This window comes from Streptomyces sp. NPDC051776, from assembly GCF_040681345.1.
In the GTDB taxonomy this organism is placed as follows: Bacteria; Actinomycetota; Actinomycetes; order Streptomycetales; family Streptomycetaceae; genus Streptomyces.
This window is the reverse complement of sequence record NZ_JBFAYQ010000068.1, coordinates 1-20545: the sequence shown is the minus strand read 5'-3', so window position 1 is coordinate 20545 and position 20545 is coordinate 1. Positions and strand designations below refer to the sequence as shown.

At 71.0% G+C, this 20545-nt stretch carries 10 protein-coding genes; 7 read left to right on the top strand and 3 right to left on the bottom strand.

What is annotated here, in order from left to right; genetic code table 11:
• Positions 1-3818 (bottom strand): Ig-like domain-containing protein (locus AB0M26_RS29385; protein ID WP_365265689.1); only part of this gene is annotated, 3818 nt, incomplete at its 3' end.
• A gap of 801 nt (positions 3819-4619) precedes the next feature.
• Here AB0M26_RS29385 and ggt point away from each other — a divergent pair.
• Positions 4620-6467 carry a gamma-glutamyltransferase gene (gene ggt, locus AB0M26_RS29380; protein WP_365265687.1) on the top strand — a complete coding sequence of 616 codons (1848 nt, stop codon included), beginning with the start codon at positions 4620-4622 and terminating at the stop codon, positions 6465-6467.
• A gap of 122 nt (positions 6468-6589) precedes the next feature.
• On the opposite strand, the gene AB0M26_RS29375 is transcribed toward ggt, so the two are convergent.
• Both AB0M26_RS29375 and AB0M26_RS29370 read right to left on the bottom strand, forming a co-directional pair.
• On the bottom strand, positions 6590-7264 hold the full coding sequence (locus AB0M26_RS29375; protein WP_365265685.1) for a hypothetical protein: 675 nt from the start codon (positions 7262-7264) through the stop codon (positions 6590-6592).
• 238 nt (positions 7265-7502) lie between these two features.
• On the bottom strand, positions 7503-8414 hold the full coding sequence (locus AB0M26_RS29370) for an MFS transporter (protein ID WP_365265683.1): 912 nt from the start codon (positions 8412-8414) through the stop codon (positions 7503-7505).
• 251 nt (positions 8415-8665) lie between these two features.
• Here AB0M26_RS29370 and AB0M26_RS29365 point away from each other — a divergent pair, with 251 nt between their 5' ends.
• From AB0M26_RS29365 to AB0M26_RS29340, 6 genes are all read left to right on the top strand, one after another.
• Positions 8666-10537, top strand: coding sequence for a fatty acyl-AMP ligase (locus AB0M26_RS29365; protein WP_365265681.1), 1872 nt, complete (start codon positions 8666-8668; stop codon positions 10535-10537).
• Positions 10534-17328, top strand: a complete 6795-nt coding sequence (locus tag AB0M26_RS29360; protein WP_365265679.1) for an SDR family NAD(P)-dependent oxidoreductase — start codon at positions 10534-10536, stop codon at positions 17326-17328. The genes AB0M26_RS29365 and AB0M26_RS29360 overlap by 4 nt, the downstream gene beginning before the upstream one ends.
• Positions 17329-17461: 133 nt before the next feature.
• Positions 17462-18610, top strand: a complete 1149-nt coding sequence (locus tag AB0M26_RS29355; protein ID WP_365265677.1) for an alpha/beta hydrolase family protein — start codon at positions 17462-17464, stop codon at positions 18608-18610.
• On the top strand, positions 18607-20175 hold the full coding sequence (locus AB0M26_RS29350; RefSeq protein ID WP_365265675.1) for an acyl-CoA carboxylase subunit beta: 1569 nt from the start codon (positions 18607-18609) through the stop codon (positions 20173-20175). The genes AB0M26_RS29355 and AB0M26_RS29350 overlap by 4 nt, the downstream gene beginning before the upstream one ends.
• Complete coding sequence (locus AB0M26_RS29345; RefSeq protein ID WP_365265673.1) at positions 20172-20408, top strand: acyl-CoA carboxylase epsilon subunit; 237 nt, start codon at positions 20172-20174, stop codon at positions 20406-20408. Before AB0M26_RS29350 ends, AB0M26_RS29345 begins: the two co-directional genes overlap by 4 nt.
• 46 nt (positions 20409-20454) lie before the next feature.
• Positions 20455-20545: biotin carboxylase N-terminal domain-containing protein (locus AB0M26_RS29340; RefSeq protein WP_308427085.1), on the top strand; the 91-nt coding region annotated here is incomplete at its 3' end.

Sequence of the window (20545 nt, the reverse complement as noted above, 5' to 3'; positions counted from 1 at the left end):
GCTGCGACGACGGTGTGGGTGTCGTTGCCGGTGGAGGTGTTGAAGTCGGTGGTGGCCACGTAGGTGGCGACGACGTTGTGTGTACCGACCGACAGCGTGTTGGTGGTGATGGTGGCTTGGCCCGCACCGTTCAGTGCTGCGGGTTGGTTGGGTCCGCCGTCGATGGAGAAGTTGACCGTGCCCGCCGGTGTGCCCGAGCCAGGGGCGTTCGCGGTCACCGCGGCGGTGATGGTGACGGTTTCGCCGGAGTCGCTCGGGTCGGGGTTGGAGGTGACGGTGGTGGTGGTGTCGGCTGCGACGACGGTGTGGGTGTCGTTGCCGGTGGAGGTGTTGAAGTCGGTGGTGGCGACGTAGGTGGCGAGGACGTTGTGGGTGCTGACCGACAGTGCACTGGTGGTGATGGATGCCTGGCCGGAGCCGTTCAGCGTTGCGGACTGCGCCGGTCCGCCGTCGATGGAGAAGTTGACGGTTCCGGCTGGTGTGCCGGATCCGGGTGCGTTCGCTGTCACCGTGGCGGTGATGGTGACCAGCTCGCCGAAGTCGGATGGGTCGGGCGAGGACGCAACCGTCGTGGTGGTGTCGGCCGCATCGACGTCATGCGTGTCCGCGCCGACCGAGGAGTTGAAGTTGCTGTCGCCGAGGTATGTGGCGGTGACGGTGTAAGTCCCGGCGCCCAGCGCATTCGTGCTCGCGGTCGCGACTCCACTGCCATTCAGGGTCCCCGACAGGTTCACCGTGGTGATGCCGTCAGTGACGACGAAGTTGACGGTTCCGGCCGGTGTGCCGGAGCCCGGTGCGTTCGTGGTGACGGTGGCCGTGAAGGTGACCGTCTGCCCGACGTCGGAGGGGTCGGGCGAGGATGTGACGTTGGTGGTGGTGTTGGCCTTGTTGACGTTGTGGGTGTCGGTGTCGCTGGAGCCGGTGTAGTTGCCGTCCCCGCCGTATGTGGCGGTGACGGTGTAACTGCCCGCAGGGAGAGGGGAGCTGGCGGTGGCGACGCCGCTGCCGTCCAGCGTCCCGCTGAGGGTCACGGTGGTGACGCCGTCGGTGACGACGAATCCGACCGTACCCGTCGGAACTCCGGCGCCCGGGAACACCGGCGCCACGAGGGCGGTGAAGGTGACCGACTGGCCCGAGACGGAGGGGTCGGGCGACGACGTCACGATGGTGGTCGTGTCGGCCGCCGCGACAGTGTGCGTGTCGTTGCCGGTGGAGGTGTTGAAGCTCGTCGTCCCGACGTAGGTGGCGACGATGGTGTGGTTGCCGGTCGACAGGGTGTTGGTGGTGATGGACGCCTGGCCGGAGCCGTTGAGCGTAGCCGGTTGGTTGGGTCCGCCGTCGATGGAGAAGTTGACGGTTCCGGTGGGTGTACCCGATCCGGGTGCGTTCGCGGTGACGGTGGCGGTGATGGTGACGGTTTCGCCGAAGTCGGAGGGGTCGGGCGAGGACGCGACCGTTGTGGTGGTGTCGGCTGCGACGACGTCATGGCTGTCGGTGTCGCTGGAGCCGTTGAAGGCGGAGTCCCCGACGTAGGTGGCGACGATGTTGTGGGTGCCGACGGTCAGGGTGTTGGTGGTGATGGATGCCTGGCCGGAGCCGTTGAGCGCGGCGGGCTGGTTGGGTCCGCCGTCGATGGAGAAGTTGACGGTTCCTGTGGGGGTCCCGGAACCCGGTGCAACTGCGGTGACGGTGGCTGTGATTGTGACCGTCTGCCCGAAGTCGGAGGGGTCGGGCGTCGAGGTGACGTTGGTGGTGGTGTCGGCCTTGTCGACGTTGTGGGTGTCGGTGTCGCTGGAGCCGTTGAAGTTGGAGTCCCCGACGTAGGTGGCGGTGATGGTGTACGTGGGGCCCGCGGGAAGCGGGGCGCTGGCGGTTGCGACTCCGCTGCCGTCCAGGGTTCCGCTGAGGTTCACGGTGGTGACGCCGTTGGTGACGACGAAGTTGACCGTACCCGTGGGGACGCCGCCCCCCGGGGCCACAGGCAGCACGAAGGCGGTGAAGGTGACCGACTGTCCAGAGTCGGAGGGGTCGGGCGACGACGTGACGGTCGTGGTGGTGTTGGCCTTGTTGACCTGGTGATTGTCGGTGTCGGCCGAGGCGTTGAAGTTGCTGTCCCCGAGGTACGCCGCGGCGATGAGGTAACTGCCCGCGGCCAGAGGCGAGCTGACGGTGGCGACTCCGCTGCCGTTCACGGTCCCGGAGAGTGACACCGTGGTGACGCCGTTGGTGATGAGGAAGTTGACGGTGCCCGTAGGCGTGCCGGCGCCGGGTGCGTTCGCGGTGACCGCGGCGGTGAAGGTGACCGACTGGCCCGAGACGGAGGGGTCGGGCGACGAGGTGACGGTCGTGGTCGTGTTGGCCTTGTTGACGTTGTGGGTGTCGGTGTCGCTGGAAGCGGTGTAGTTGCCGTCCCCGGCGTAGGCGGCGCTGATGTTGTGGGCGCCGACGGTCAGGGTGTTGGTGGTGATGGACGCCTGGCCGGAGCCGTTGAGCGTGGCGGACTGGTTGGGTCCGCCGTCGATGGAGAAGTTGACGGTGCCTGTGGGTGTGCCCGAGCCCGGCGGATTCGCGGTGACGATGGCCGTGAGCGTGACCGCCTGTCCGAACACGGACGGGTCGGGCGACGAGACCACTGTCGTGGTCGTGGACGCCTGATTGACGTTGTGCGTATCGGTGCCGCTGGACCCGTTGAAGTTGGTGTCCCCGACGTAGGTTGCCGCGACGGTATGGGGGCCCGCTGTGAGCGTGCTGGAGGTGATGGAGGCCTGGCCGGAGCCATTCAGGGTGGCGGGCTGGGCCGGGCCGCCGTCGATGGAGAAGTTGACGACCCCGGTCGGAGTGCCCGAGCCCGGCGGATTCGCCGTGACGCTCGCTGTGAAGGTGACGGTCTGCCCCGAGACGGAGGGGTCGGGCGAGGAAGTCACGATGGTGGTCGTCGCCGACTTGTTGACGGTCTGCGTATCCGTGCCGCTCGAGCCGTTGTAATTGACGTCGCCGTTGTACGTGGCGGTGATGTTGTGCGAGCCCGCGGTCAGCGCTCCGGTGGTCACCGTGGCGACACCCCCGACGAGTATTCCCGTCAGCGTTCCGCCTCCACCACCGCTGATGACGAAGGTGACGGTCCCGGTCGGTGTCGTTACGGCGGGCGGTACCGGCGACACGTTGGCGGTGATCGTGACCGTCTGGCCGAACGTCGAGGGGTCCGGCGTTGACGACACCGTCGTGGTGGAGGACGCCTTGTTCGACACGTTGTGGGTGTCGGTGTCGCTGGAGCTGTTGAAGTTGGCGTTTCCGTTGTACGTGGCGGTGATGTTGTGCGAGCCCGGTGCCAGCGAGCTGGTGGTGACCGTCGCCACTCCGCCGGACAGAGTCCCGGTCAGGGTGCCGCCCCCGCCGCCGCTGACGACGAATGTCACGGTGCCGGTCGGAGTCCCCGCGCCAGGAGCGTTCGGCGTGACGTTCGCGGTGAGCGTGACCGCCTGACCGAAGTTCGACGGGTCGGGCGAGGACGTCACCGTAGTGGTGGTCGATGCCTTGAGGACGAGCTGGTTCGCCGTGCCGCTGGACGGGTTGAAGTTGGAGTCGCCGCTGTACTGGGCGACGATCTGGCGGAGACCGGGGGTGATGGCGTTCGTGGTGACAGTGACTGAACCGCCGGAGAGCGTTCCGGTCAGGGTGGGCCCGCCCACGATGGTGAAGGTGACGGTGCCGGTGGGAGTTCCGAAACCGAGGGGGATGACTTGAGCGGTGATGGCGACTGTCTGCCCGAAGACCGTTGGATTCGGTGACGAAGTCACCCGGGTGATCGAGAATGCCACGAAGCGGCCCTCCGAGTGCGGTTGTGGAGGTGAGCCGCTCGCTGTTCCGACTGAACCGAAGCACGAGTGCGCGCGCATGATCCATCGAGGAAGGGTGCCAACTACGGGCGAATGACGATGAATTCACATCGGGTTTGCCTCGTCCCCCGGCCAGATGAGCAACCCACCGGTCGGTAGCACCAGTAGGCGCGCGGGCCGCTTCGGCACGCCATAGTCGTGACTCGGAATTGCCCTGATTGGCGGAGCGCTGAACCGGATCGCACGGCGCGGCCCGGGAAAGACGCCCGGCGCGCAATTGTCGTATCAGCGCCACATTGCGCTCGGGCGCGGAGCCAGAGTATTCGGGCGCGATCGCACCTCATAGGGGTTGGTGCTCCGGTACCCCCGCAACACACCCTGGGCGTGCGCGGATGGCGCCTCATGACGGCATCCTCGGATCCATGGAGGGCAGCAGGTCAGGCCGTCGGCCGGGAACTGGCAGGCCTCATGTCATCGAGGGGACGCCGGGCCGTCGAAGGATGAATTCCGCTGTCGGGACAATGCCCTGCCGTTGACCTCGCGCCGGGATAGTCCCTGAGCAGACGCATACAGGTCGGCGGTTCCGTTGGTGCGGACCGAACGGTCGGGAGACAGCCCGCCGCCGGTTCGGTGATCCCGCCACGGAACGGGTGCAGTCCATCCGCCCCCGGTTACCGACCGGAAACCTCAGATCTCGCGCAAATAATGCGGTTTCTCATTGCCCGATCCACTCCGGCACTGGAAGGGTTTCGTCAATTCCCCTCACGAGGTCCCGGAGGCTACATGGCTGTCCACCGCGCCGTCGTCGCTGCCGCATGCACCGCGGCTCTCGCCTGTCCCCTGCTGATCCCCGCGGCGTTCGGCTCCTCGCCCGCCGGCCACGACAGCCCCTCCGGATCCGAGCCGCCACCGAAGCAGGCGGTCGCCCGGGGCAGTGGCGGCGCGGTCTCCAGCGTGAACCCGTACGCGTCCGAGGCCGGTCTCAAGGTCTTGCGCAAGGGCGGCAACGCGGTTGACGCCGCGGTGGCCACCGCGGCGGCGCTCGGCGTCGTCGAGCCGTACTCGGCGGGCATCGGAGGCGGCGGCTTCTTCGTCTACTACAACGCCAAGTCCAAGAAGGTGCGCACGATCGACGGCCGGGAGACCGCGCCCGCCCGTATGGGTGAGGACGCCTTCGTCGACCCGTCGACCGGCAAGCCCATCCCCTTCGACGAGGCCGTCAATTCGGGCCTCTCCGTCGGTGTGCCCGGCACACCGGCGACCTGGGAGAAGGCCCTGGACGACTGGGGCACGGTGGGACTCGGCCGGGCCCTGCGTCCGGCCACCCGCCTCGCCCGCGACGGCTTCGTGGTGAACGAGGAGTTCCGGGCGCAGACGGAGATGAATGAGAAGCGCTTCCGCGATTTCAGCTCCACCGCCGAACTGTTCCTGCCGAACGGTGAACTCCCCGTCGTCGGCTCGCGCTTCCGCAACCCCGGTCTCGCCCGTACGTACAAGGAACTCGGCCGGAAGGGCGTGGACGCGCTCTACCGCGGCGACATCGGCCGCGACGTGGTCCGCACCGTACAGAAGCCGCCCGTGGCGCCCGGCTCGGAACGGAACGTCCGCCGAGGGCTCATGGAGCGGGGCGATCTCGCCGCCTACGAGACGGTGCGCAGGGCCCCGACACGGACGACCTATCGAGGCCACGACATCTACTCCATGGCGCCGTCTTCCTCCGGCGGCACGACCGTCGGCGAGGCCCTGAACATCCTGGAGAACTTCAAGCTCTCGCCGGAGGACCGGACGCAAGCCCTGCACCGGTACATCGAGGCGGGCCGGATCGCGTTCGCCGACCGCAACCGCTGGGTGGGCGACCCGGCCTTCTCCGACGTGCCCACCGAGGAACTGCTGTCGAAGAAGTTCGGCGAGGAGCGGGCGTGCCTGATCCGGCCCGACTCCGTTCTGAAGAGCCCGGTGGCACCGGCGGACCCGCGCTCGCCCGGCTCGGGCTGTACACAGGCCAAGGGAGGCAAGGAGCCGTACGAGGGCCCCTCGACGACTCATCTGGTCACGTCCGACCGCTGGGGCAACGTCGTCTCCTACACCCTGACCATCGAGCAGACCGGCGGCTCGGGCATCACCGTGCCCGGCCGCGGCTTCCTGCTCAACAATGAGCTGTCGGACTTCAATTTCACGCCGGTCACCGAAGGCGTGCCGGACCCGAACCTGCCCGGACCCGGCAAGCGTCCGCGGAGCAGCATGTCGCCGACGATCGTGCTGAAGGACGGGGAGCCGCAGATGGCGGTCGGCTCACCCGGCGGGGCCACGATCATCACCACGGTGCTGCAGACGCTGGTCAACCGTCTGGACCTCGGCATGTCGCTTCCGGAGGCGGTCGCCGCGCCGCGCATCTCGCAGCGCAACCGGGCCGACACCGAAGCCGAACCCGCCTTCCTGAAGTCACCGGAGAGCAAGGAACTGGAAAAGCTCGGCCACTCCTTCGTCCTGGCACCGGAGACCTTCACACCGTCCCCGGAGATCGGGGCCGTGGCCGCGCTGGAGTTCCTGCCGGACGGCAGGGTCGAGGCCGTCGCCGAACCGAAGCGCCGCGGCGGAGGCTCCGCCATGGTGCTGCACGAGGGCCGCTGACCCTCGGAACCCCGGCCTGTGTCTGCCCGCCCCTTCTCGACGGGCAGGCACGGTGCGGGCCCCGGCCGCCGTGGGGGATCACTCGGCCGGGGCCCGCTGCTTTTCCGGTGGCCGTTCCTGCTTCAGACTCCGCAGAACGGGACGCTGCCCACCGGGGCGCAATTGTTCGGCGAGTTACTGCGGACGAGCGTCGCCACGAGGTTCACCGAGCCCGACGCCTCGTAAATGCCCCCGCCCCCGCCCGCGGTGGTCGCGGTGTTGCCGACGACCGCACTTCCGACGAGGTTCGAGGTACCCGCGTCGTTGTAGAGCCCGCCGCCCTGGGCCGCCTCGTTGTTGCGCAGAGCGCTGCTGACCAGCATGAGGTCACCGCCGAGGTTGGCGACGCCGCCACCCGGCTGCCCGGCTGCGGCCTTGCCGCCCCGGACGGTCACGCCGCTGAGCTTGAGCTCCCCGCTGTTCAGGCCCTGCCCGTCCACCTTGAGGACACGGAAGTCGGCGGCGGCCTCGGAGCGGACGATCTCGGTGCTGACACCGGAGAGGCTGATCGGCGTGGTGATGTCCGGTAGCCCCGAGCCACCGTCGGCGCTGTGGGCCTGGGTGAGCGTGTAGGTGCAGAGCGGGGACAGCACCAGGTCGTCCCCTCCGATGAGATTCGCCGCGGTGATGGCGTTGACCAGCGCGTCCTCGCTGCAGCCGACGACCTGTACGGCCTGCGCGTTGGTCGGGACGAGCGCCAGGCCCATGGCCAGGGCTGCGGACCCGAACAGCGCCGAGATCCTGCGGGTAGCTCGCATGGGGGGCTCCTTCTGTCGGGAGAGGCGGGCCGCGCCGGGCGGCACCCGAAAGGCGCCGACCGGTTTTCCACCACTCCGCGGAGAAGCCTGCCCAGCGACTCGGCGGCCGGACTGCATTCCGCCGGTGAAAACCGACGGCAGACCGCCTGTCGTAACTCCCCCGGGAGGGTGGGCGGCCCGCCGGTTCGGATATGGCCAGGAAAGCACCGCGTCTCAAGGCCGTTCAAGGAAAGGAGAATTAGTCGTACCAGAGTGCACGGTGCGCGTGGTGCAATGCCGCTGGAAGTACCACCGGCCCGTACCACCCCCGCGATCCCGGCGTGCGCCCCGGCCGGCCCAGGAGTACCCGGTGCCAGGGAACCACAGGTCCTGGGCGTTCACGTAGTGCCCGGGCGCCCCAACTGTCGCGCACCGGACGCCTTCCTTGAACCGGCGTGTCATACGACGGCCTCCGGGATGCGGTCCGCAATTCAGCGGCCCGGAAAGCGATGGTGGCAAATTCCGTCGTCCGTTTTCGGGTAACCGCCGATGCCCGGACTCCGGTTGGCGGAGAGAGCCCGAATCCACGGAAACGATTCGCAATGCGCCCGCCGCGCGATACGTCTACGGGAATGCGAGGGGCGCAATGCCAGCCCGGCCACAACGCTCCGACGGCCACCAGCGCCGCCGCCACCATCAGACCAGCCTCGTAACCCTCCGGAAATGCGGCCGCCGCGGCCAGCGCCGCCATCCAGGTCGCGACACCGGCGGTCCGGGCCCGCGTCCCCAGATCCCGCGTCAGCACGGCAAGCGAAGCCGGGATGACGAGGGCCGCCCCGGGTGCCCTGAAGGCCGCGGCAGGAGATGAGCCGGCCGCCGGTCCGCACAGCCCGCAGAGCAGTGACACGGTGGTGAAAGGGCCAAGACCGGTCAGCAGGGTCGGCCGCCGCCCCCCCCAGACGTCGGCCGACCGGCCACCGGTGAGCAGCGCGGCGAAGGTCAGCGGATACGCCGCGGCCACCCACTCCAGATCGGCCAGGTGGAGGCCGAGGTCTTGCTGGACGAGCGGCAGCGCCACATTGACGACCGTGTTGTCGAGGCACGTCATGAATGCCGCGAACGCGAGCGCCGCCAGGAGCCCGTAGTCACCCGTCCGGCCCCTTGCGGCCACCCCTTTGCCGGTCGGCCCCCGGGGGACGCGGTGCATCCGGGGCCCGGTCGGAGGTGCCCCGCTCGTGCATGAGTTCGCCACCATTCGCAGTAATTCAAATGGACCATAGGTATTTGACATATACCAATGGCGACTTTAACGTCCAAAATATCAACTCTCGGACTATTGGCGTCTTATGCCTCGCCTCCGGTGGAGCTCGCTGCGGGAAGAGGGAAGCCATGCCGGATGATCCACCGGAGGGTGCAGCGACGATGTCCGCATGTCACGACACCGATGTGATGGGGGCCTCGAGCGCTGCCGGGGACACGCTCGTCACCCTCATGGCGCGCGCTGCGGCGACGATTCCGGACGAGCCCGCCTTCACCTTCGTCGACTACGCGGCCGATTCCGCCGGGCGCCGCACCACGCTCTCCTGGTCCGAACTCGACCGGCATGCGGGCACGATGGCCGGGCTCCTCGCCGAGGCCGGCGCGGCCCCCGGGGAGCGGGTCGCGGTGGTCTCCCCCCAGGGGCCCGAGTACGTCATCGGCTTCCTCGGGGCTCTGCGGGCCGGTGCGATCGCCGTGCCGTTGTTCCCGCCCACCCTCCCCGGCCATGACGAGAAGCTCGCCGCCGTGCTCACCGACACGCGCCCCGCCTGCGTTCTGACCACGGAGCCCGCCCGGGCGGCCCTCGAGGAGTTCCGCGCCAGTAAGCGGCTGTCCGGCCGGTCCCGCACGGTCACCGCGGGCCTCGCCGAACTCGAGAGCCGGGCGGCCGACCTGCCCGGCGCACAGGAGGCGGTGCTCGTACGGCCGGAGGACTGCGCGTACCTCCAGTACACCTCCGGGTCCACCCGCAACCCGTCCGGCGTGGAGGTCACACACGCGAGCGTCGTGGCCAACTGCCGGCAGCTGATCACGGCTTACGGCATCGACCGCGAGCGGAACACCTTCGTCTCGTGGCTTCCGCTCTTCCACGACATGGGTCTCGTGGTGACCGTGGCCGTACCCGTCGTCAGCGGCGCCCACTCGGTGATCACCGAACCACTGGCCTTCGTGCAGGAGCCGGTGCGGTGGCTGCATCTGCTCTCCGCCCACCCCGGTGCCGTGACCGCTGCTCCGAACTTCGCGTACGACTTCTGCGCGCGGCGCGTGAAGGAGGAGCAGCGGGCGAGCCTGGCACTGCAGGACGTGGCGGTCATGATCAACGCCGCCGAGCCGGTCCGGGCCGACACCCTCGACCGTTTCCAGCAGGCTTTCGCCGCCTGCGGGATGCGCCCGGAGATGATCCGGCCCTCGTACGGCCTCGCGGAGGCCACCGTCTTCGTCTCCGCCCCGCCGATCGGCAGCGCCCCGCGGGTGACCGCGTTCGACCGGGAGTCGCTGGGGCAGGGCACGGCCCGCCCCGTCGCGGCCGACGCCGAGCCCGGAACCTTCACCGAGCTCGTCGCGTGCGGGCGTCCGGTCGGCCAGGAAGTCGCCATTGTCGACCCCACGAACTGCCACGGACTGGCGGACGGCGCCGTGGGCGAGATCTGGGTACGCGGCCCGAACGTCGCGCGAGGCTACTGGCGCAGTCCCTCGCGCAGCGCCGAGATCTTCGCCGCGGTGCTCGCCGGTGACCCGGACGGCGAGCCGTCCCGCGGTGCCTCGTCACACACGGGTACGGAGGAAGCCGGTGCGCGGCGGTGGATGCGTACGGGCGACCTCGGGGCGATGCACGACGGCCAGTTGTATGTCACCGGCAGGATCAAGGACTTGATCATTGTCGACGGCACGAACCACTACCCGCAGGACATCGAGTCGGTCGCCCAGGAAGCGCACGCCCTCATCCGGTACGACCACGTGGCCGCGTTCGCCCTGACCGTGGACGGCACGGAGCGACTGGTCATCGTCGCTGAGCACTCCCGCCACGTCGCCGACCCCGGGAGGGAGCGCGAGGCCGCCGAGCGGGCCGTACGGGACGCCGTCTTCTTCGAACACGGCCTGCCCGTGTACGACTTCGTCCTCGCGCCGCCCGGCACGGTACCGCGCACCAGCAGCGGGAAGGTCGCGCGCAGTGCCTGCCGTCAGGACTACTTGGCGGGCACGTGGTCGGAGCCCGTGGGCCTGAACCGGGCAGGAGCCGGGGGAGCCGAATGACCCCGGAGGACAGGGAATCCGACGCAGCGCCGGACACGGACGGTACGGCGGGGGAGCCGGGGGTCCGCGCACTGCTGCTGCGCCTCGTCGCCGAGCGGTGTGCCGTCGCCCCGGAGGACATCGACACCGACCGGCCGCTGGCCGACTACGGGCTGTCCTCCCGCGACGCGGTCGGTCTCTCGGAAGAGTTGCAGGAGGCGCTCGGCCGCACCCTCCCGGCCACACTGCTGTGGGAGAACCCGAGCGTCACCGCTCTGGTGCGCCGCCTCACCGGCACCACGCCCGGGTGGTCCCCAGAGGGCCGGACCGAAACGGCACGGGCTGCGGCGAAGGACACGAGGCGTCCCGAGACGCGCCGCGGAGGGGAGCCCGTCGCCGTCGTGGGCATCGGCTGCCGCCTCCCGGGCGGCATCGAGGGCCCGGACTCCTTCTGGGAGTTCCTGCTGAACGGCCGGGACGCCGTGAGCGTGGTGCCGGAGGAGCGCTGGCAGGACTACGACGACGGCTCGGCCGCCGTCTCCGCGGCTCTCGCCCGCACCCCGCGCTGGGGCGGATTCCTCACCGACATTGCCGGGTTCGATGCCGAGTTCTTCGGCATCACCCCCCGCGAGGCTCAGTTGATGGACCCTCAGCAGCGCCTGCTTCTGGAGGTCGCCTGGGAAGCCCTGGACCACGCGGGCATCCCTGCACCCTCGCTGCGCGCCGGCCCGACGGGCGTGTTCGTCGGCCTCAGCTCCCTCGACTACGGATTGCTGACCACGGCCGACCCCGCGCGGGTGAGCGAGTGGACCAGCACCGGTGCGGCGGCCAGCATCGTGGCGAACCGGCTGTCGTACATCCTCGATCTGCGCGGACCCAGCCTCACGATCGACACGGCCTGCTCGGCGTCGCTCGTCGCGCTGCACCAGGCGTGCCGCAGCCTCCGCGCGGAGGAGTGCGACACGGCACTGGCCGCCGGGGTCAACGTCCTGCTCTCCCCGGCCGTCACGGCCGGCTTCGAACTGGCGGGCGCGCTCGCACCGGACGGTCGGTGCAAGGCGTTCGACGCCTCCGCCGACGGCATCGCACGCGGTGAGGGGTGCGGAGTCGTGGTGCTCAAACGCCTGGACGACGCGCTGCGCGACGGCGACCGGGTGCTCGCGCTGGTCCGCGGCTCCGCCGTCAACTCCGACGGACGCTCGGCCGGCATGGTGGCCCCGAACCCCGAAGCCCAGCAGGCCCTGCTCCGTACGGCCACCAAGGACGCCGGAGTCGACCCCGCGGACATCGACTACGTGGAGGCGCACGGCACCGGCACACTGCTCGGCGACCCGATCGAGGCGAGTGCGCTCAGCGCCGTCATGGGAACCGAACGGCCCGCCGGACGACCGCTGTTGATCGGATCGGTCAAGAGCAACATCGGACATCTGGAGGGCGCCGCGGGCATCACCGGCGTCATCAAGACCGTACTGTCCCTGCACCACGGCACGCTCCCGGCGAGCCTGCACTTCCGTACGCCCAATCCGCACATCGACTTCGAGGCATCGCGCCTGCGCGTGGTCGACGAGACCACGCCGCTGGCCGGCGAGGGCGGGCGCCCGGCGCGTGCGGGCGTGTCCGCCTTCGGATTCGGCGGGACCAACGCCCACGCCGTCCTCGAACAGTGGAAGGCAGACACACCTGCTTCCGCACAGCCCACGGAGTCCGGGGACCGGGCGACCGCGCCCCCGCACACCCTCCTCCTCTCGGCGGGCTCCGCCGGCCGGTTGCGCGACACCGCCCTGGCGCTCGCCGACTGGATCACCTCCCCGGCAGGGCTGGGTACGCCCGCCGAGGATCTGGCCCACACCCTCGGCCGCCATCGATACGGCCCGGCGTGCGCCGCCGTCGTCGGCCGCGACCGTGACGCCCTGGCCGCCGGACTGCGCGCACTCGGCAACGGTCGGCCGGCCGCGGGCGTCTTCGGACCGCGCACCCTCGACACGGGTGAACTCGGCGACGCCGGACCGGTGTTCGTCTTCTCCGGCTACGGCTCCCAGTGGGACGGCATGGGCCGCGGCATGCTGGAGGGCGACGAGGAGTTCGCCGCCGCCGTCCGCGCCCTCGACCCGGTCTTCGAGGCGGAGACCGGCACGACGCTCAGCGACCGCATCACCCGCGGCGTCCCGCCGACCGCCGTGGAGCAGGTCCAACCGCTGCTGTACGGGCTTCAGTTGGCGCTCGCCCGCACCTGGCAGGCGTACGGCGTCGAACCCGAGGCGGTCATCGGCCACTCCATGGGCGAGGTGGCTGCCGCCGTCGTCGCCGGAGCGCTCGATCCGCGCGACGGCCTGCGGGTCATGCTCCGCCGTGCCGAACTGCTCGCCACCGTCGATGCCGCGCAGGCCGGTTCCATGGCCGCGATCGATGTTCCCGAGGACGAACGCGCCGCTCTCCTCGCCCGCTTCCCGGGTGTCGCGGTCGCCGTCGACGCCTCCCCGCTGCGCTGCACGGTGACCGGCCCGGCCGGGCCGGTCGGCCGACTCGTCGCGGAACTCGAGGAGTCGGGGGCCGGCGCCCGCCTTCTCGACGTCGGCGGTGCTGGACACTCGGCCGCCGTCGACCCCGTACTGCCGCGTCTGCGCACGGCGTTCGAGGGGATCGAGGCGCGAGAGCCCGCCATTCCCTGGTACGGCACCGTGCACGACGACCCACGCCGCACGACCCTTGCCGATGCCGGCCACTGGTGCGACAACGCCCGCCGTCCGGTCCTGCTGCGCCAGGCCGTCACCGCCGCGGCCGAGGACGGACACCGGACCTTCCTGGAGATCTCGCCGCACCCCGTCGCCGCCCTGCCCGTGAGCGAGACGGCCGAGGCCACGGCCGGGCGCCACACTGTGGTGCTCCCCACGCTGCGGCGGGACAGCGACGAGCCCGTGGCGCTGCGGACGAGTCTTGCGGCCCTCCACGCGGCCGGAGTCCAGGAGCGGCCGGAGGTGTTGTGGCCGGCGGGGAAGCGGACGGCCCTGCCCACCGCTCCGTGGAGACATGTGCGGCACTGGGTGCACGACGGCCCGGCGGCCCGGCGGACGGCCCGGCCCGCGGGCGGCCACCCACTCCTGGGCTCCCGCGCCGACATCCCGGGCACCCGGTGCACGCTGTGGCACGGCGATGTGGGCACCGAGGGCTGGTACCGCCCCGAACAGGAGGTGCACGGAACCGCGGTGCTGACCCTGGCCGCCTGCGCCGAGATGGTGCTCGCCGCGGCCGCCGAGATCTTCGGCGCACCCGTCGAGGACATCGTCGTACGCGATCTGGCGCTGCGGCATCTCCAGCCGCTGTCCGCCAGTACGCCCGTGACGACGCTGCTCGAACCGACCGGACCGGGATGCGCGTCGGTGAGCATCAACGCCCGTTCGGACGCCGGGAGTTGGACATCGCCGGCCACTGCCGTCGTGGAGTGCCTGGCCTGGGAGGGCTTCGCACCGGACGGCCTGTCACCGGAGACCTTCGCACCGGGGAGCCCCGGACCGCAGGGCGCGCCCGCCCCCGGTGAGCCGGGCCCCGAGTCGTACACCGTCCGCCTGCTGCCGCCGGACGGAACCGAGCCCGACAACGCCTCGGCGGGCTGGCACTTGCACCCCGCGCTGTTCGACGCCTGCCTGCGGGCGCCCGCCTCCGCCTCCGCCGTGGAGACGGCGGACGCGGAGGCCGCGCCGGACCGTCCCCGACCGGTCGTGCGTGCGGCCGCTCCCGACGAGGCCCTGCCCGTCGGCATCGGCACCCTCCGGGTACGGCGTACGGGGCCGGCCGCCACCCAGTGCCGCATCAGGCCCGCTTCCCCCCGGAGCGCGGACACGGAGACGGAGGGCGACACCGCGCCGGTGCGGAGCCGCTGGTCCCTGTGGATGGAGGACAGCGGGGGAACGGCGCTCGTCGAGGCGGAGGACGTCCTGCTGCGCGTTCCCACGCCCGGTGAAGTGCCTCTCCCGCTGCACGAGACGGTCTTCGAGATCGCCTGGGACAAGACCACCCTCCCCGCGTCGGCAACGGCCGGCGCCGCACCGACGGACTGGCTGCTGCTCACCGTCGGTCCCGGAGAGGAGGGCCGGCAGGCCACCGCACTGCGGGCGGCCCTCGAACAGGAGGGGACCAGGGTCACCGTCGCCCCGGCCGACCCCGGTTCGGTGGACCGCACCCTCACCGCCTGGCGGAACGGTGTGGCGGAGGGAGACGCGGCGGCTGTGGCCGTGCTCTTCGCGGAAGCGGCGGGCGCGACGAGCGCCCGCGAGGCCGTCCTCGGCTGCGCGGCGGTCGCCAGCGCCCTCGCCGCGGTCACCGACGGCGGTACGACACGTACGGCCCCGCGCCTGTGCCTGGTCACCGAACGCTCGCTGGCCGTCAACGCGGCGGAGAAAGGGGACCCGGACCGCGCGTGCCTGCGCGGACTGCTCCGCGTCCTCGCCCTGGAGCACCCCCATCTCCGGCCCTGTCTCATCGACATCGACCGTTCCCCGGGCGCCGTCGAGGACCTGGCCCGCGAGCTGCTCGGGGACGGCGACGCCGACCAGGTCGCCTGGCGGGCGGGCACGCGGTTCACCGCCCGGCTGGCCCCGGCCGACCTCGGCAAGGACGCCGTCGAGGTGACCTTCGCGCGCGCGGGCGGCGCGTACATCGTCACCGGCGGGCTCGGGGGCCTCGGCCTCGCAACGGCCCGCCGGCTCGCCGAGCGCGGCGCGGGCCGGCTGGTCCTCAACGGCCGCCGCGCACCGGGCCCCGAGGCGGAGGCCGAACTCGCGGAGATGCGCGGACTCGGCGTCTCGGTGGAGGTCGTCCAGGGCGACATCGCCGAACCCGGCACCGCGTCGCGGCTCGTGGAGGCCGCCGTACGCGAGGGCCACCGGCTGTGCGGAGTCGCCCACGCGGCCGGTGTCCTGCGTGACCGTGTCGTCACCGGACTCGAACCGGCGGACCTGGACGCTGTGTTCCGGCCGAAGGTCGACGGAGCACGCCACCTCGACGAGGCCACGGCGGGCCACGACCTCGACTGGTGGCTGGCGTTCAGCTCCGCCGCCGCGCTGTTCGGCTCCCCGGGGCAGGCCGCCTACGCGGCCGCCAACGCCTGGCTCGACGCGCTCGTGCAGCAGCGCCGCGCCCGCGGCGCCCCGGGCGAGTCGATCGCCTGGGGCCCCTGGGCCGGGCTCGGCGCCGCCCCCGACATGACCACCCTCGCCCTTGAACCGATCACCCCCGGCGAGGGGCTGGACGCCCTCCAGCTCATCGTCACCGGCGGCCGGCCGTACACCGGCGTCGTACGCCTGGACGTACGACGCGTCGTGGAGGCCTTCCCCGGGCTCGAATCCGTGCCGTACTTCGCGGGACTCGTCCGCGGTGCCACCGACGAGGCAGCGGACTGGGGCGGCCCCGAGGCGCTGCGGGCGCTCCCGGCCGCAGCCGCGCTCGATGCGGTGCGCGCACGGCTGGCACAGCGCACCGCGACGGTCATGGGCTATCCCGACCAGCAGATCGACACCACGGTGCCGCTCACCCGCCTCGGCCTCGACTCGCTCATGGCCGTCCGCATCCGCAACGCCGTCAAACAGGACTTCGGCACCGTCCTCTCCGAGACCCTGCTGCTGCGGGACGGCACCCTCGACGATGTGGCCGAGGCCCTGTCGGCCGCACTCGGCATGCACGCCGCGCCCGTCCCCGCGGAGAAGGCCAGGACCGCCGCCCGGCCCGCCCTTCCGCGCGGCGTGCTGCCCCGGGACGCCGCCGAACGCCTCGTGGCGGGCGTGTGGACCCACCTCTCGGGCGAAGCCCCGGACGGAGTCCACCAGGAACTGCCCGGACTGCGCGATGACGCGGCCGGGGCCGGGGCCCTTGCCGCAGGCATCCGTGCCCGGCTCGAAGCCACGGACGTGGCACCGACGGCCGAGCAGATCCGGCAGTCGCCCACCGTCGCCGCACTGGCCGATCTGATCCGCCCCTCCCTCGAAGGCAGCACGGGCGGGACGCCCCTGCGGGTCCTGCGGGACCCCGGTTCCGCGACCGACCGCCTCCCGCTGTTCGTCTTCCATCCCGCCGGCGGGCCCACGAGCGTCTACCGGCCGCTGACCGGACTTCTGCCCGCCGAACTGCCCGTCTACGGGCTCGACCGCGTGGACGCGATGGCCACGGTGGAGGAGAAGGCGGAGTACTACATGGGCCTCATCCGCGGCGTGCAGCCCCAGGGCCCGTACCGGCTGCTCGGCTGGTCCTTCGGCGGCTGCCTGGCGTACGAGACCGCACTGCGGCTCCACGACCGGGGCGAGCACGTCGGGTTCGTCGGCCTGATCGACACCATCCTGCCCGCCGCTCTGCCGGGACCGGAGCCGGAGGACATCCTGCTGGAGCGGTTCGCACGGTTCGCGGAGTACGTCGAGACCGCCTACGGCCGGCCGCTTCGGTTGCCGTACGAGGAGATGGCCCGCATGGACGAGCAGAACCAGATCGACACCCTGATGCGTCATGTGGCAGACGCCGGGCTCGACATGAGCCCCGGTGTGCTGGAACACCAGCGCACCTCGTACATCGACGCCCGTATCGGCGAGCGATATCTGCCACGTCCGTACTCCGGGCCGGTCGTCCTCTACCGGGCGCAGGAGGCGCAGGTGCTCACCACCGCCATCGATCCCCGGTACCTGCGGGACGACCGGGACCTGGGCTGGGCACCGCTGTGCCCCGGGCTGCAGGTCGTCCCCGTGCCCGGTGACCATCTGTCGCTGATCGACCCGCCTCATGTGGAGGTCATCGCCCAGCACCTCACGGCGTCCCTGGACGAACACACCTGACCTGTACCGCAGGCGGCCGTGGGGCTCAAGGCCCGGTCCGGCGCACCGCCCGGAACGCCCTTGCCGGTACCGCGGCTTTCCGCACCCCAGCCTCACCGTACGCGACAAGTCTCGACGACGAAGGAAGGAAGCCTTGGCCCCCGAAGCAGGCCCCTCCGGCAAGACGATGCGCTCCGCGCCCAGCCGCCGAGCCCCGGACCCCGACAGCCCCGCGGCCGCCCCCACCGGCCCCGGCTCCGCGCCGAGCGGTCCCGCCGTCGCGCGCCGGCGACGCTCCCGGCACCCGATGACCGTCCTTCTGGCGTGCCTGGTGGCCGTATCCGCCCTGGTCGCCGCGCCTGCCGCGATGGCCGACGACGGCAAGCCCGCGACCCCGTACGTCTTCCCCAAGGCGAAGGCGGCGAGCGGCGCGCGCGTCGTCGACGTCAAGCGGCTCGACGAGCGCACCGCCGACCTCGTCATCGCCTCGCCCGCGATGGGCGCCGACATGCCGGTACGGGTGATCCTGCCGCGCTCGTGGCACGCGACGTCCAAGCGCACCTACCCCACCGTCTACCTGCTCCAGGGGGCGAGCGACGACTACACCTCCTGGACCCGGGAGACCGACGTCGAGCAACTCGCCGCCGACAGCGATGCCATCATCGTGACGCCCGAGGGCGGCCGGGCGGGCTTCTACACCAACTGGTACGACGGCGGCCGCAAGGACGGCCCCAAGTGGGAGACCTTTCACACACTCGAACTTCCGCAGATCCTCGAGAGCGGATACAAGGCGAACAAGCGCAGAGCACTGATCGGCCTCTCCGAGGGCGGACTCGGCGCGCTCAACTACGCGGGTCGCCACCCCGGCGAATACGCCTACGCCGCCTCCTTCAGCGGGGTCGTCGATATCGAGGAACAGGCCACCCGTACCTTCATCTACCTCACCTGCGCACGGGAAGGCATCGACGCGAACAAGCTGTGGGGCGAACCCGCGCGCCAGGCGAGCGTGTGGGAGGCCCACAACCCCGCCCGCCACCCCCGGCGGCTACGCGGCGTCAAGGTCCATCTGTCGGCCGCGACGGGATTGCCGGGCGGGCTGGAGGGGGCCTTCGACCCCTTCGCCGGGATGCTCGAAGGACCGACCTACACCCCCAACGTCCGGTTCGCGAGCGTCCTGCGCGAGGAGGGCGTGGACGTCACCTCCAACTTCCATGTGACCGGTACGCACGCCTGGCCGTACTGGCAGCGCGAGCTGCACACGGTGTGGCCGGCGGTGCTCGGTGCGCTCCGGGTGAACCGATGAGCACAGCGCCCGACAGGAGCACGGCGGAACGGCTCGCCGAGCTCGCCCGGCGGAACGAGCAGCTGGCGCCCTCCGAGACCGCCGTCGAACGGCAGCACGCCAAGGGGAAGATGACCGCGCGCGAACGCATCGCGGCTCTGCTGGATCCCGGATCGTTCGTCGAACTCGACGCGCTGGTCCGCCACCGCTGCCACGACTTCGGCATGCATGAGCACCGGCCGCTCGGCGACGGTGTGGTCACCGGGTACGGCGAAGTCAATGGCCGTCAGGTATTCGTTTACGCCCAGGATTTCACCGTCTTCGGCGGCAGCCTGGGCGAAATGTACGGCCACAAGGTCGTCAAGGTGATGGACCTGGCGATCCGCACCGGCTGCCCGGTGATCGGCATCAACGACTCCGGTGGCGCCCGCATCCAGGAAGGGGTCGAATCCCTCGCCCTCTATGCGGAGATGGTCAAGCGCCATGTCCAGGCGTCCGGCGTCATCCCGCAGATCTCGCTCATGATGGGGCCGTGCGCGGGCGGGGCCGTGTACGCGCCCGCGATCACCGAGTTCGTCGTGATGGTCGACGCCATCTCCCACATGTTCGTCACCGGCCCCGAGGTCCTGCGCACCATCACCGGGCAGTCGGTGGACCGGGAGGAGCTGGGCGGGGCGCTGGGTCACAACGCCTTCTCGGGCAGCGCCCATTACATGGCCGAGGACGAGAAGGACGCCCTCGACTACGTCCGCGCCCTGCTCGGTCATCTGCCCTCGAACAACATGGACGACCCGCCCGTTTACGCCTCCCCCGAGGAGCCCGGCATCCGGGTCGAGGACGAGGCGCTGGACTCCCTCATCCCCGACGACCCCGGCCGACCGTACGACATGCAGCAGGTGGTGTGCAGCGTCCTGGACGGCGGTGAACTCCTCGAAGTCCAGCAGCTGTTCGCGCAGAACATCATCTGCGGCTTCGGCCGCGTCGAGGGCCGCAGCGTCGGGGTGGTCGCCAACCAGCCCCTCTGCGCGGCCGGCGCCCTCGACATCGACGCGAGCGAGAAGGCCGCCCGGTTCATCCGCACCTGCGACGCCTTCCACATCCCGGTGCTGACGTTCGTCGACGTGCCGGGCTTCCTGCCCGGGATCGACCAGGAGCGCGGCGGCATCATCCGCCGCGGTGCCAAGCTGATCTACGCCTACGCCGAGGCCACCGTCCCCCTCGTCACCGTCGTCACCCGCAAGGCCTACGGCGGTGGTTACGGAGTCATGGGCTCCAAGCACCTGGGCACCGACATCAACCTGGCGTGGCCCACGGCGGAGATCGCCGTCATGGGCGGCGACGGAGCGGTGAGCGTGCTCCACCGGGACGCCCTTCAGCGGGCCGGCGACCCGGACGCGGAGCGGGAGCGGCTGCGTGAGCGTTACGAACAGGCGCTGTGCAACCCGTACGTCGCGGCCGAACGCGGATACATGGACGCGGTGATCATGCCTCGGGAGACCAGGAGCCAGGTTGCACGCGCTCTTCGCATGCTGCGCACGAAGCGCGTCACGCGGCTGCCCCGCAAGCACGGGAACATCCCGCTGTGAGCAACGCCGCGGCGCCGGGCGCACGGAGCGGGGTGCGGATCGTCCGCGGCAGTCCGACGGACGAGGAACTGGCCGCGCTCGTCGTGGCGGTGACCGCCGCGGTCTCCGTGGCCGCGGCGCGGGCGGAGGCCCGACAGCGCCCGGATGCGCGCCGGTGGCACCCGCGTGCGCACCACATGACTCCGACGACGGAGCCCGGTCCGGCCGCCTGGGTCATGAGCGCCCTGCAGTAGCGGAACGGCAACGAGAAACGAATCGTGAGGAGAGGGGACCGTCATCGTGCGCAAGGTGCTCATCGCCAACCGTGGCGAAATCGCTGTCCGCGTTGCCCGAGCCTGTCGGGACGCCGGGATTGCGAGCGTAGCCGTCT